At 62.8% G+C, this 14,221-nt stretch carries 12 protein-coding genes; 11 read left to right on the top strand and 1 reads right to left on the bottom strand.

Annotated features, from left to right (window positions below; translation table 11 throughout):
* Window positions 1–448 precede the first annotated feature (448 nt).
* The 8 genes from OKW27_RS31955 to OKW27_RS31990 all read left to right on the top strand — a co-directional run bounded on the left by OKW27_RS31955 (window position 449) and on the right by OKW27_RS31990 (window position 8,860).
* Window positions 449–925, top strand: a complete 477-nt coding sequence (locus OKW27_RS31955) for a hypothetical protein (protein WP_429335820.1) — start codon at window positions 449–451, stop codon at window positions 923–925.
* Window positions 926–1,062: 137 nt separating this feature from the next.
* A complete protein-coding gene (locus tag OKW27_RS31960) occupies window positions 1,063–1,551 on the top strand; it encodes a lysozyme (RefSeq protein ID WP_429335821.1) in 489 nt (162 codons plus the stop codon).
* A gap of 63 nt (window positions 1,552–1,614) precedes the next feature.
* Window positions 1,615–2,958, top strand: a complete 1,344-nt coding sequence (locus tag OKW27_RS31965; protein WP_429335822.1) for an IS4 family transposase — start codon at window positions 1,615–1,617, stop codon at window positions 2,956–2,958.
* Between the two features lie 47 nt (window positions 2,959–3,005).
* Window positions 3,006–3,509: a lysozyme inhibitor LprI family protein gene (locus OKW27_RS31970; protein ID WP_429335823.1), complete on the top strand. Its 504-nt coding sequence runs from the start codon at window positions 3,006–3,008 to the stop codon at window positions 3,507–3,509.
* A gap of 387 nt (window positions 3,510–3,896) precedes the next feature.
* A complete protein-coding gene (locus tag OKW27_RS31975; protein WP_429335824.1) occupies window positions 3,897–4,790 on the top strand; it encodes a LysR family transcriptional regulator in 894 nt (297 codons plus the stop codon).
* Window positions 4,791–5,035: 245 nt separating this feature from the next.
* Entirely contained in the window at window positions 5,036–6,052 is a 1,017-nt protein-coding gene (locus OKW27_RS31980; protein ID WP_429335825.1) for a hydroxymethylglutaryl-CoA lyase, read from the top strand.
* Window positions 6,049–7,296, top strand: coding sequence for a CaiB/BaiF CoA transferase family protein (locus OKW27_RS31985; protein WP_429335826.1), 1,248 nt, complete (start codon window positions 6,049–6,051; stop codon window positions 7,294–7,296). The genes OKW27_RS31980 and OKW27_RS31985 overlap by 4 nt, the downstream gene beginning before the upstream one ends.
* A gap of 61 nt (window positions 7,297–7,357) precedes the next feature.
* Complete coding sequence (locus tag OKW27_RS31990) at window positions 7,358–8,860, top strand: MFS transporter (protein ID WP_429335827.1); 1,503 nt, start codon at window positions 7,358–7,360, stop codon at window positions 8,858–8,860.
* Between the two features lie 187 nt (window positions 8,861–9,047).
* On the opposite strand, the gene OKW27_RS31995 is transcribed toward OKW27_RS31990, so the two are convergent.
* Window positions 9,048–9,197 (bottom strand): hypothetical protein, encoded by a 150-nt coding sequence (locus tag OKW27_RS31995; RefSeq protein ID WP_167368625.1) that lies wholly within the window; start codon window positions 9,195–9,197, stop codon window positions 9,048–9,050.
* 877 nt (window positions 9,198–10,074) lie between these two features.
* Between OKW27_RS31995 and OKW27_RS32000 the strand changes: the two genes are divergently transcribed.
* The 3 genes from OKW27_RS32000 (at window position 10,075) to OKW27_RS32010 (ending at window position 14,203) form a co-directional block, all read left to right on the top strand.
* Window positions 10,075–11,070, top strand: coding sequence for a helix-turn-helix domain-containing protein (locus OKW27_RS32000; protein WP_429336612.1), 996 nt, complete (start codon window positions 10,075–10,077; stop codon window positions 11,068–11,070).
* A gap of 90 nt (window positions 11,071–11,160) precedes the next feature.
* Window positions 11,161–12,762 (top strand): sugar phosphate nucleotidyltransferase, encoded by a 1,602-nt coding sequence (locus OKW27_RS32005; RefSeq protein WP_429335828.1) that lies wholly within the window; start codon window positions 11,161–11,163, stop codon window positions 12,760–12,762.
* A gap of 55 nt (window positions 12,763–12,817) precedes the next feature.
* A complete protein-coding gene (locus OKW27_RS32010; RefSeq protein WP_090803256.1) occupies window positions 12,818–14,203 on the top strand; it encodes an undecaprenyl-phosphate glucose phosphotransferase in 1,386 nt (461 codons plus the stop codon).
* Window positions 14,204–14,221: the final 18 nt, after the last annotated feature.

Below are 14,221 nucleotides of genomic sequence, written 5' to 3' on the forward strand. Positions count from 1 at the left end.
GCTGCCTCGTTCAGGCGGGGCTTCACGCAGCCGGGTCACGCAGACAAGCGGCACCACGCGACTGAGCATAGGGTCGACATCCTGAACGGTGCCGGCGCCGAGAGCGAATTATTCAGGCCTGACTCGCTATCGTGTCACGACAAGCGCACGGGAGGGAGTACATGGGGATTGACTGACCATCAAGGTCACAGCATCGCCGCGCCCCGTGTAAACCGGTTTTGCCAGAAAACGAAAATGCCGCTCAGTCGCTTAACTGAACAGCATTACGGCTTAATGCCGATTTTTTTTGTTTGACCGTTATATCGGAAAAATTCGCCTAAAAATGAGATAGCCCGGGCAATCGTTAATATCTGTCAAAAAAGTTTTATCTCAAATTAATGTCGTTGACCGTGACCACGTTTAGGTGGTTAATTCTCCGAGTGTTCTCTGGAAAATCAGAAAAGGTCAAATGGGACGACAGAAACAAGATGGTACCGTGGGCAAGGAAGAGTGCGAGCTTTGCCGTATCACCTATTCAATATACTCAAACTTCCCACCAATGCCGTCCGCAATTGCGCTGAACGCCGAAACCGGCGAATGGTTTCCGTTCGATAGGCTGAAGTCGTATTCAAACGGTTACGACATGGCTGAAGCCCTGGGTTACGCATGGGCGTGCGATTGTCGAGGGCGTAAAGCAACGCCAGCGCTGACTTCGAAGGTTCGCACTGGCGTGTTGGCAGTACAGTCCGAAGCTGCACGGCACGACGAACAGTTCACACTTCACGATGCGAACGGCAGGCCGCTCGCCAGTACCTATTACACCGTGCGTCTTTTGTCAGGCGCTTTGCATCGCGGCACCACTGATTCTCAGGGACGCACCGAGCGATACGAAACAGAAGGTGCTCAATCCATGCATATCTATCTTGGTCATAGAGAGGTGGCGTAATGCCTGATGCGCTTGGAACGGCAGTAACAAACACGGTCCCGAATTCATGCGTAGTTGTCCAATCGGATAGGCTTTGCAAACCTTGGGTTGCGTCAAGCCAGATTTCAACCTTCTTGGCGGTATGGGAGAGCGGCAGATTGAACGGCATAACACGAATTTTTCATTCGGATCGCTCACACATCGACGTGCCTGTTTCAGAGGGCTTTATTCTGGTTGTCTATCCCGATGATCGCGGAAATCCTACGGTGGGTTGCGGCCATCTTGTCTTGCCGGAAGACAATCTGCCCCTCGGGCAGACAGTATCAGTTCAACGCGCCAGAGAGTTTTTGAAGAAAGATTTGAGGCGAACAGAACGGGCCATAAATGCAAAGGTGCATGTACCGTTGTTTCAATATGAGTATGATGCATTGGTGAGCATTTCTTTTAATGCTGGAGCAGGCCATGCTGCGGACGAATTGACGCATCGCGTAAATCAGGGGGACTACCGAAATATTCCGAATTACATAAAAGGATTTCGCTGTTCCTCGAGCTTGCACCAACGCCGGGAAACGGAGGCTAGAGCCATAGCGTTATACACATTTCGTTGTCCGCGCCGCCCGCGCCAGCAAGCCGTTTACATTCAATGACTTGGAGGCTGGGCTTGTAAACTTTGGCCGAATCGCGTCTACTCTTGCAATTTGGGCGGGCGCGTGACGAAGGCTGCACAGCAGTGGATCGAGCAGGAATTTGCGGGGCTGGACCTTGGCGACGCCCGCCTGGACAGGAGGGCAAAGAAATTGATGGAACGACTTGCGGCCAATCCGACGGCCAGTATCCCGCAGGCGTGCGATAGCTGGAGCGAGACGTGCGCAGCGTACCGTTTTTTGCGCAATACGGATGTGGCCTGGGAAGTCATACTGGAGCCGCATTGGGCGAGCACGCAGGAACGCATGCGCAGCCAGTCGGTGGTGCTGTGCATCCAGGACACGACCGAGCTTGATTTCAACGGCCAGGACATCGACGGGCTGGGGCCGTTGAACTACGAAGCAAGGCGCGGGCTGTACTTGCACCCCACCTATGCGGTGACGACCGAACGCGAACCGCTGGGCGTGCTCGACGCGTGGATGTGGGCGCGTGAGGAGCTTGATGCCGATGGCGTTCGTCCTGGTCCGAAAGAAAGCACACGCTGGGTCGAAGGCTACGAGCGCGTGGCGGAAATGGCGCCGGACATGCCGCACACGCGACTGGTGTACGTGGCCGACCGCGAGGCCGACATGGTGCAAATGATGCGCCGGGCCAGCGAGCTGGGCACGCCGGCGGACTGGCTGGTGCGCGCCAAACATGACCGCTGTTTGCCCGGCGGCGACGGCGCCAGGCTGTGGGCGAGTACAACCAGCGCTGAGCCCTTGGGTGAAATCACCTTCGTGACCGGCGCCCGCGAGACTCAGAAGAGTCGCACCGTGCGCCAGCAACTGTGGGCTCGCGAAGTCGAGATCGCGGACGGCGAGCGCGGCAAGATCAAGGTTCACTGCGTAATCGCACGCGAAGTCGGGGCGCCCGCTGGCATCAAGCCGATTGAGTGGCGTTTGCTGACCAACCGAGCCGTCGCAACCCAAGAAGAAGCGGTCGAACTGATCAATTGGTACCGGGCGAGATGGGAAATCGAAATCTATTTCCATGTCCTCAAGAATGGCTGCGAAGTCGAGACCCTGCAATTGGCCGCTGTCGACCGGATTGAGCGCGCGCTGGCCTTGTTCCTGGTGGTGGCTTGGCGCGTGACGTATTTGATGCGCAAAGGCCGAACCTGCCCGGATCTGGATGCCGCCTTGTTCTTCGATCCGGACGAAATTCGTGGCGCCCATCTGCTGGCAAAAAAGAAGATGCCGGCGACGCCGCCCACTGTGAATGAGGTCGTGCGGCTGATTGCGCAAATCGGTGGTTTCCTCGGCCGAAAGAGTGACGGTGAGCCGGGCGCCAAGACCATCTGGCGAGGGCTCGATCAGGTACTCGCTGCCGCTGACACGCTACGCGCGCTCCGCGAAGGGCTCGGCTAATGACTTCTGTATAACGCTATGGGCTAGAGCATTCTCTGAAGGTGTATATGATGCATCCCATTAGAATAATAGCTGTGCCGCTTGTCCTGATTTCGACATTGCCTTTTCTTGACTCAATTGTGCTGGGTAAAACAATTTACTCGGTGCGGTTTGACTACAAAAAAGCAACGCCATCATCGGTTTATTTTACTGGGAAATCGCGCGAAGAAATTGACCGCCTTTGCAAGACCGGTGAGCACGCGTCAACTGCCGATATCGCTGCATGCAGCCAAAGGAATTTCGAACAAATTTCCGCGCAATTGAATTCTACGATTAAACCGTTGGAAGCTGAGTTGAGGAAAGGCGATGTTGATTTGAAAGCCGATAACAATCCTGTTGCATTGCCTTATTTTGAGAAAGGACAAAGGGCATGGGTCCAGTATCGCGATAACCAGTGTTACGCTGAGACCTATTCATTAGGCGAAGCGTCGATGCGTTATATGACGTTTTGGGATTGCATGGCGCGCTTAACGAAAGAGCGGATAAGCGATCTGAAGAGCGCGGAAGACTAACGAAAGGCACCCTCGCCTCAAATACGTAGCCCCGCTTTGCGGGGCTTTCCATTCGGGCGTCAAGTGTGCTTGTTTCTGCGTCGCTTCGGCATCATCGAGTGGCACGCCTTGGCGATCACACGCATTGCTGAAAATCTGTGAAGCCGCAGTGTGGCGCTGGTACGTGAAGCAGTTCGAGCCGTGGAGGATCAGCCGGAAGCGTGAGCCCCCGCAGATGCGCTTCGTCGATGCGTGGCGGCGCACGCCGGCGACAAATGTGCGATAGAGACCGAAGCCTGGCGCCATTCAACACGTTCGAGCCGTTCCGCAAGCGCCAGAAATCCCTCCACAGTTTTCAACGATCAACCATAATTTCCCCCACCCCCAACCCACGAATCCGCTGCCCCGATGTGGCAAATCGATCAGGTGACGCTGCGCTTGTTCATCGCCGTGTGCGAGGAAGGCACGATCGCGCGCGCGGCCGAGCGTGAGTTCATCGCGCCGTCGGCGGTCAGCAAGCGGCTCGCCGATCTCGAAGCGCTCGTCGATGTCGCGTTGCTGTCGCGCAGCCAGCGCGGCGTGCGCGCCACCGCCGCCGGCGAAGCGCTGTTGCGCCACGCGCGGCTCATCATGCGCGGCCACGAACGCCTGCAGGCCGAGCTCAGCGAGTACGTGGCCGGCGCGCGTGGGCATGTGCGCGTGCTCGCCAACGTGTCGTCGATGGTGGAGTTTTTGCCCGAGGCGTTGTCGGCGTTTCTGCAGGCGAATCCGGCGATTCGCGTCGACGTCGAGGAGCGCGTCAGCGCGGACATCGTGCGCGGACTCGAAGAGGGCGTGGCCGATCTGGGCATCTGCCGCGACACGGTGCCGCTCGGCAGTCTCGACACGTTGCCGTATCGCGCCGACCATCTCGCGCTGATCGTGCCGCGCGCGCATCCGCTCGCGGGCGAGGCGCAGATCGGCTTCGAGCAGACGCTCGGGTTCGATCATCTGGGGCTCGCATCGAATGCGTCGGTCAATGCGCTGATGCAGCGCATCGCGCTGGAGAAGGGCAGCGAGTTGAATTACCGCACCTATGTATCGACGTTCGACGCCGCCTATCGCTTCATCCAGGCGGGTCTCGCGGTCGCGATCCTGCCGCGCGAGGCGCTGCCGCGCCATGCGGCCGACGAGTACGGCATCGTCGCCGTGCCGTTGCGCGAGGCTTGGGCCGCGCGGCGCTTCGTGATCTGCATGCGGGATCGCGCGGCGTTGACGCTGGCGGCCGCGCGATTGCTCGAGCATCTGCTGAGCGCCAGATAAGACGGGCGACACGCCTCGTCACCCGCGCCTTCGCCACCTCCCCAGACAAACCCCTAAGCATTTCACCCAGGCGAGCGCCAAAGCCCGCCCCATCGGCCTGAGCGGCCATCGCGAGCGGCGATGGTGTGCTTCGTCAAAGCAGACTTTGCCGCGCGTCGTCACGCGGGCACGCTGTGACCCAGTCAGCGCATCACTTCCATCCAAGGGGCCTCTGAAGCCCGCGTCCACGACCAGGATTCCAACCAATGAATGAAACCCGCGAGCGCGTCGTCGTGACCGAAGTCGGTCTGCGCGACGGTCTGCAAAGCATTGCCCGCATCATGTCCACCGACGACAAGCGGCGCTGGATCGACGCCGCCTACGCGGCCGGCGTGCGCCACATGGAAGTCGCGTCGTTCGTGCCGGCGAAGCTGCTGCCGCAAATGGCGGACGCCGTCGACGTAGTCGCCCACGCCCGTAGCTACGACGATCTCAGCGTGAGCGCGCTCGTGCCGAACCTGAAGGGCGCGCAGCACGCGCTCGAGGCTGGCGTAGAGCGCATCGTCGCGCCGATTTCGGTGAGCGCCGCGCATAGCGTCGCGAACGTGCGCAAGACACCCGCCGAGATGATCGACGCGTTCGCCGCGATGCGCGAGCTGATCGATGGCGCGTCCCCGGCAGGTGGGCGCCGCGTCGAGTTGATCGCCGGTTTGTCGACGGTGTTCGGCTGCACGCTGCAGGGCGCCGTGCCGTACGCGGATATCGCCGCGATCGCGCGCGCCGCGGTGCAGGCCGGCGCCGACGTGATCGCGCTCGGCGATACGACCGGCGAAGCGACGCCGCGTCAGGTCGGCGAGGTCATCGAGCTGGTGCGCGACGTCGCGGGCGACAGGCTGCGCTCGCTGCATTTCCACGACACGCGCGGCCTCGGGCTTGCCAACACGCTGGTCGCGCTGCAGCACGGGATCCGCGAGTTCGATGCGTCGCTGGCTGGTCTCGGCGGCTGTCCGCATGCGCCGGGCGCAACCGGCAACGTCAATACCGAAGACCTCGTGTTCATGCTCCACAGCATGGGCTACGACACCGGTATCGACATCGCGCGGCTACTCGCATCGCGCGCGGTGCTGGCGCAAGCGCTGCCGGGCGAGCCGCTGTACGGCTATCTCGCGCGAGCGGGATTACCGAAACAGTTCGCGCACGCGCAAGCGGTCGCGCGCGACTCCGCCAGCTACGCCGAATCTTTGCGTTGTCCCCATTCTTCCGTTCCGCAGGTGCCGCAATGACTCCGCTTTCCTCCGCTACTTCAGCTTCGTCGTCGACGTCCTCGCCGCAGCCGGGTACCTTGCCGCTCGCGGGCATCCGCGTGATCGAGTTGTCGCATATGGTGATGGGTCCGACCTGCGGCATGATTCTCGGCGACCTCGGCGCCGAAGTGATCAAGGTCGAGCCGCCGCGCGGCGACAGCACGCGCCGGCTGCTCGGCACCGGCGCGGGCTTTTTCCGCACCTTCAATCGCAACAAGAAGAGCGTCGCGCTCGATCTCGACAGTGAAGCCGGTCTCGCCGCGCTGAAGCAACTCGTCGATAGCGCCGACGTCTTCGTCGAAAACTTCAAGCCCGGTCGCATGGCGAGTCTCGGCCTCGATTACGCGACGCTGCGCGAGCGCAATCCCAGGCTGATTTACGTGTCCCACAAGGGCTTTCTCAATGGTCCGTACGACCATCGTCTGGCGCTCGACGAAGTCGTGCAGATGATGGCGGGCCTCGCGTACATGACCGGTCCGGTGGGCCGTCCGCTACGCGCGGGCAGCTCGGTCAACGACATCATGGGCGGCATGTTCGGCGCGATCGGCGTGCTGGCGGCGCTGCACGAACGGCACGCGAGCGGCCGCGGCAAGGAGGTGCAGAGCGCGCTGTTCGAGAACTGCGTGCTGCTCTCGGCGCAGCACATGCAGCAGTTCGCGGCGACCGGCGTGGCCGCCGCGCCGATGCCCGAGCGCATCAGCGCCTGGGCCGTCTACGACGTGTTTACGCTCGCGCACGGCGAGCAGATGTTCATCGCCGCGACCGGCGACGCGCAGTGGCGCGCGCTGTGCGCGATTCTCGAACGCGATGATCTGCTCGCCGATGCGCGCCTCGCGACCAACAACGACCGCGTGCTCGCGCGCGGCTGGCTGCTGCAGACGCTCGGCGAAAGCCTGAGCCGTTTCGACGGCGCGACGCTCGTGCCGCTGTTCGAGCGCAATCACATTCCGTTCGCGTCGATCACGAAGCCCGAGGAGTTGTTCGACGATCCGCACCTGAATGCGAGCGGCGGCCTCGTGCCGCTGACGCTCGACGACGGCAGCGAAACCGCGATGCCGTTGCTGCCGATTTCGCTCGACGGTGCGCGTCTCGGCCCGCGTCGGCCGATCGCGAAGATCGGCGAGCACACCGTCGAGGTGCTGCGCGAACTCGGGTTCGACGACGCGCGGATCGCGGAGCTCGGCGATGGCATGGAATCGCGGGCGCCGCGCGCGGCTGCGTGAGCGTCGTGCCGCGCTTGACCCGCTGCAGCGGGCAATAGACCAATAATTCTGGAGACAGACGATGAAATCGTCGCATCAGGCGATGTACTCAACGGCGCTCGGCGATGCCGGCGCGCTCGACGGCTCACCCACGGACGCGGGCGCGGATGCGGCAGGCTCGGACCGCGCCGGCGCGATCGCGCTCGACGGCGCGCGCATTTCCGCGCGGCTCGACCGGCTACCCGCGACCCGCACGATCTGGCAGCTCGTGATGCTGCTGAGCTTCGGCATGTTCTTCGAACTCTACGACCTGATGTACTCCGGCTATATCGCGCCGGGACTCGTGCACAGCGGCCTGCTGACGGCCACGACGCGCGGCCTGTTCGGCACGAGCGGCGTCGCGAGTTTCATCGCCGCGCTGTTCGCGGGCCTGTTCATCGGCACGGCGGCGTGCGGCTTTCTCGCCGACCGCTTCGGCCGGCGCGCGATCTTCACCTGGTCGCTGCTGTGGTACACGGCGGCCAACGTCGTGATGGCGTTCCAGCACACGGCGCTCGGATTGAACTGCTGGCGCTTTATCGCGGGAGTCGGCATCGGCGTCGAGATCGTCACGATCGGCACGTATATTTCCGAACTTGTGCCGAAGCACATTCGCGGGCGCGCTTCGGCGTGCTCGCAGGCGGTCGGCTTCTGCGCGGTGCCGATCGTCGCGTTCCTGTCGTATCTGCTGGTGCCGCAACGCCTGTTCGGTCTCGACGGCTGGCGTGTGGTCGTGCTGATCGGCGCGATTGGCGCGATCGTGGTGTGGTGGATTCGCCGTGGCTTGCCGGAGAGCCCGCGCTGGCTCGCGCAAAAAGGCCGCCTCGACGAAGCCGACGCGGTGATGACGCGTCTCGAAGCACGCGTCGCGCGCGAGTATCGGCGCCAATGCGGCCTGCCGTTGCCCGAGCCCGCGCTGCCCGAACCGGTGCGCGCGCGGGCCGCGTTTCGCGATCTGCTGGTGCCGCCGTATCGTAAGCGCACGCTGATGCTGATCATCTTTCACGTGTTCCAGACGATGGGCTACTACGGCTTCGCGAACTGGATTCCGACGCTGCTGATGAAGCAGGGCATCACGGTGACGACGAGTCTGATGTACGCGAGCATCATCGCGATCGCGGCGCCGCTCGGGCCGTTGCTGGGGCTGCTGATCGCCGATCGCTTCGAGCGCAAGACCGTCATCGTCTGCATGGCGGCGGTCAACGTCGTGTGCGGACTCGCGTTCAGCCAGGCGCGCGAGACGGTGCTGCTCGTGAGTCTCGGCGTGTGCCTCGTGCTCGCGGGCAACATCATTTCATACAGCTATCACGCGTACCAGGCCGAACTGTTTCCGACCGGCATCCGCGCGCGCGCGGTCGGCTTCGTTTACTCGTGGAGCCGGATTTCGGCGATGTTCTCGGCGTTCGTGATCGCCGCCTGCCTCGGTCGCTTCGGCGTGAACGGCGTGTTCGTGTTCATCTCGGGGGCAATGGCGATCGTCATGGTCGCGATCGGTACGCTGGGACCGAAGACGCGCGATGTCGCGCTCGAGGATCTTTCGAAGTAGCTAGGGCCTGTTCACGCTAATAACGGGCCAGCCCCTTGAAGGTTTTTTTAAAACAGGGGAACGTGCCTTTCCGCCCGTATTGCGGCGTCGGTCGTCGCTTGTTTGGCTCGGCCAAACGGCGCTCCTCTCTCCTTGCACTACGCGCGGAAAGGCACGTTCGCAAGCCCGTTATTAGCGTGAACAGGCCCTATGAGTCCTGGCGAGTCTCGTCGTTGCTCGACAGCCGGTCCGATACGTTGCCGAGCAGCAGCGCGAGCAGCACCACGCCGATCATTGCGAACAGGAACCCGCCGATCATCGTGGCAAGTATCAGCGTGATCCATGAAATGCCGTCCATGTATGCGGTTCCAGCGCGTTTGTCGGGGGCATCGTAACCCGTTCAGAACCACTTTTATGTGCGCTTGCCCGCCGTAAACCTGTCAGGCGACGCCGAACTATCGTAGCGTCGTGCCATTACGCGGCGCGTTCTCGACGGGTGTCACAGTCGTTGCATAGGGATGGCGGACTTCGTTCGCTGTCCCCAACCCCCTTTGCGGAAACCTCGTAGTCCATTTCCGCAATCGATTGGCGGAAATGCACCCGCTCGCACCCGACTTATTCCGCCATTGGCCCATCTATTGCGGGGACGCTAAAGTCGTCCGATACCCGTGTTTCAGGTTTGAAACGTTAATCGCCACGTTAATATTCCCGCCATCAATAAAAATAGATTAAATAATCTGTTCTGGCGCGTTGAGTGCTTGCATTGGACGGCCGAAGGGTCGGTTGCGCGGCGCTTGCGCGGATCGTCAGGGGAAGTTGTCGATGCAGCCGGACCCGCTGGGTAGGGCCGGGGGTGTTTCACTCATCGATAGCCCATTCCGGCAAAAAATATCTTTTAAAATGCCGCTTCGGTGGGTACATAAGGCGGGACACGCCGCTTTTCGAGTAGCCGCGCAGTGTGCGCTGGCGTACGCATTCATTTTTTAAATTGCATTAAGATTTGCGAGTGCATATTCAACCATATGCGGTTAGACGATTAATCCAGTGAAAAGACGGTCGTTTCGGTATTGTGCCGAATTGCACTGGCCGATCACGTATTCATAGTGCCAATATGTCTGCACTTTCGGACATGACGGCAGAGCGCCGGAGGCCGTCGCTATGATGCATTGCGCGGAGTTCGCATCGTGCGTGATCGTAAAAGGTGTAGTAGATCGTTTTCTGTCGAGAGGATGACTATGACCTGCGCGAGTCTCGAGTCTGCAATGCTGCGCTGGGTGCATGCTCCGAACAAGGGCGTGCGTCGTGTCGCGATTCTGTTGTTCAACGACTGCTCGCTGCAAGGGGCGGGCGTGATCGCCGAGGTGTTCCAGGCTGCCAACGAACTCGCCACTTCCGGTTCGGGCGCGTGGCTGTACGACGTATCGTTCTTGTCCGCCGGCGGCGGCATGGTGACTTCGTCGTCGGGTTTGCGCGTCTGGACCGACGGACTCGACGCGCGCCATTACGGCGGCTTCGACGCGCTCTATGTGGCGGGCGGCAAGGGCGCGGCGTCGGCGGCGCGCGATGAGCGTCTGCTTGGTTGGCTGCGGCGCGTGCGTCGCAACACCGCGATGATCCGGCCGATCGCCGAAGGGCGCGCGGTGCTCGACGCGGCGGCCCTGCCCGAGGACAAGGACGGGAGCGACCCGCGCCAGCCGGCCTTGGCCAGAAATGGCGCGGGCTCGGCGGAGCAGGGCGTCGTCGACCTTAACGACCGGCTGGAATCGATGCGCAGCGCGCTCGCGATGATCAAGCGCGATCTGGGCAACGCGACCGCGCGCTCGGCTGCCGAGCGGCTGCTGTCCGACTCGTGCACGAACCTCGCGCCGCTGCTCGGCGAGGACGGCGGCATGAGTCCCGGCGACAAGGTTCGCGCGGCGGCGCGCTGGCTGCAGGAAAACTGCCAGCAGGCGATTTCGATTGCGGATGCCGCGCAGTTCGCGGCGATGAGCGAGCGCAACTTTCTGCGCCGCTTCAAGATGGAAATGGGTATCACGCCGTCGAGTTTCCTGTTGCACGAGCGCCTCGCGGTGACGTGCAGCCTGTTGACCGAATCGGAATTGCCGGTCGACAAGATCGCCCGGCGCACCGGGATGGGCAACGGCGACCGGCTCGCGAAAGTGTTTCGCAAGCGGATGAGGATTTCGCCGACCGAGTTCAGGATTCAAAGCCGCCGCATGGCAGGCGCGTAGCACCGACGGAGCCAGCCCGGTAACCGCGCGTGACAGGCGGGGACGGGTCCGTTGTTCGTCGTACCTTGCAGATCGAAAAGGATTGCCGATATGTTGACGCAGGCAGGTGTGAGCGCCCGATCCGTCGAGCCGAACGGCGCAAGCGCCGGGGTTGCTGGCGCGCGCTGCGCGCACATCGTCCCGGTCATTCTCGCGGGCGGCTCGGGCACGCGGCTTTGGCCGGTGTCGCGCGAAAACTTTCCGAAGCAGCTGATCGACGTGGTCGGCTCCGACTCGCTGCTGCAGGCGACCGCGCGGCGCCTCGAGAGCTTCCCGGCGGGCTGGAGCGTCGACGCCTCGCCGATCGTCGTGTGCGGCGAGGAGCATCGCTTCGTGATCGCCGAACAGTTGCATGAAAACGGCGTCGACGCGCGTCTGATCGTCGAGCCCGCGCGCCGCGACACGGCGCCCGCGCTGACGCTCGCGGCATCGCTCGCGTGCGCGGCCGGCGACGACGCGATCCTGATCGTGATGCCGGCCGACCACGCGATCGCGGACGTGCCTGCCCTGCAGCGCGCGCTAGCGTGCGCGGCGCACCACGCGAGCGAGGGCGCGATTGCGACGCTCGGTGTGCCGCCGACGCGTCCCGACACCGGCTTCGGCTATATCCGGATCGGCGCGGCATTGGCCGCTGGCGGCCACACGATCGACGGTTTCGTCGAGAAGCCCGCCGAGGAAATCGCGAGGCAATACCTGGCGGCCGGCACCTACTGGTGGAATAGCGGCATCTTTATCGTGCGTGCGCGCGTGTGGCTCGATACGCTCGCGGCGCTGCGGCCCGACATGCATGCGCCGTGCGCAACCGCGTTCGCGAGCGGCAAGCAGGACGGCGACGTATTCCGGCCATCGCACGACGCGTTCCTCGACGTGCCCGCCGATTCGATCGACTACGCGGTGATGGAGCGTTTGACCGAACCGGCGCCGGCGCAAGACGACAGCGCGAGCAACGTCGAAGCGCAAGGCGCGGCACAGAACGATATGCAAGCTCAAAGTCGAGCCGCGGTCATTCCCCCCGGCGTCGTGGTCCCGCTCGAAGCCGGCTGGTCCGACCTCGGCTCATGGGACGCGGTATGGGCCGCGATGGAGAAGGACCCGAACGGCAACGCCGGGCGCGGCCGCGTGGCGTTCGAAGGCGCGGTGTCCTGCTATGCGCATTCGGAAGGGCGGCTCGTCGCGTGCGTCGGCACCGCGAACGTCGTCGTGGTCGAGACCGCGGACGCGGTGCTCGTGGTGGATCGCTCGCATGTGCAGGACGTCAAGGGGCTCGTGTCGCGCATCAAGGCGCAGCATGCGCCGGAGGCCGACGCGCATCGCAAGGTGCGGCGCCCGTGGGGCTTCTACGACTCGATCGATCGCGGCGAGCGCTTCCAGGTCAAGCGCATCGTCGTGACGCCCGGCGCAAAGCTGTCGCTGCAACTCCATCATCATCGCGCTGAGCATTGGGTGGTCGTGCGCGGCACCGCGCTCGTCACGCGCGGCGAAGAGCAGTTCCTGCTCAGCGAAAACGAATCGACCTACATTCCGCTCGGCACGCGTCACCGGCTCGAAAACCCCGGCAGGGTGCCGCTCGAAATCATCGAAATCCAGTCGGGTACCTATCTCGGCGAAGACGACATCGTGAGGTTTGACGACAACTACGGCCGCTGCCCGTAGGCAGCCCATGCACGCCCCTTTTTGCATACAGGAACGGCAGAACGAGGTAAGTAAAATGCGCAAGTTTCAGGATCTGCTCGCGCGGATTTTCGATGTCGCTCTGGTATTGGCGGGTGCGACCGTGGCGTCGCGGATCCGCTTTGATTATCTCGGCCAGTCGGGTTTCTACTGGGCGCTGGTGATGTTTTCGGCTGCGTTCGCGCTCGCGATCTTCCCCGCGTTCGGCCTCTACGAATCATGGCGCGGCCGCTCGAAGCTCGGGCTCGCCGGTCAGGTGTCGCTCGCGTGGCTGATCGTGCAGGCCTGCGCGCTCGTGCTGATGTACTCGTTGCATCGCATCGATATCGTGTCGCGGCTGTGGTTCTCGTACTGGACCGCGGCGACGGGTGGCCTGCTGATCGCGAATCGGGTGATCGCGCACGCGGTGCTCGCGCGGGCGCGCGGCGCGGGTATGAACCTGCATCAGGTGGCGATCGTCGGCAGCGGTTCGCAGTGCGATGCGCTCCTGCGCCGCATCGAGTCGGCGCCGACCGCGGGCTTTCGCGCGACCGCCGTCTACAACACGCGCCCGGACGACTCCGGCGTGACGAATCCGCGCGTGCCGGTGTTCGATCGCGTCGATCTGCTGGCCGACTACATCCGCACCAACGACGTGCACGAGCTATGGCTGATGCTGTCGCTGTCCGAGGAGCCGCTGATCTGCGCGCTGATCGACGAGTTCCGCGACGACCTCGTGAATATCCGCTTCATGCCGGACGTGCGCAGCCATGCGCTGTTCGAAGGCAGTGGCGTGGTCGATCTGCTCGGCGTGCCGGCGATCAATCTGGTCGCCTCGCCGCTGTCGGCCAACGCGATGCTGAAAAAGGAAGTCTTCGACCGGCTGTTCGCCGCGGCCGCGATCATTGCCCTCGCGCCGCTGCTGCTTGGCATTGCGATCGCGGTCAAGCTGTCCTCGCGCGGACCGGTGCTGTTCAAACAGAAGCGCAAGGGCGCGGACGGCCGAGTGTTCACGATCTACAAGTTCCGCTCGATGCGCGTGCATACCGAAGCGAAGGGCACCTTGAGCCAGGCGACGCGCAACGACAAGCGCGTGACGAAAGTGGGCGCGTTTCTGCGCCGCACGAGCCTCGACGAGTTGCCGCAATTTTTCAACGTGTTGCGTGGCGACATGTCGGTCGTAGGACCGCGTCCCCATGCGCTCGAGCACGACGACCTCTATCAGAAGGTGGTCGCGGGCTATATTAATCGCTACCGGATCAAACCGGGAATCACGGGCTGGGCGCAAATCAACGGCTTCCGTGGCGAAACCGACCGCATCGAGAAGATGGAGCGTCGCGTCGAACATGACCTGTACTACCTGGGTCACTGGTCGTTCGCACTCGACATGCGGATCATCGGCGCGACGATTGTCGCCGGACTGGTGCATCGAAACGCTTACTAGAAAGTCGATAACAACGCC

The organism is Paraburkholderia sp. 35.1 (genome assembly GCF_050436525.1).
Classification (GTDB): Bacteria; Pseudomonadota; Gammaproteobacteria; order Burkholderiales; family Burkholderiaceae; genus Paraburkholderia; species Paraburkholderia tuberum.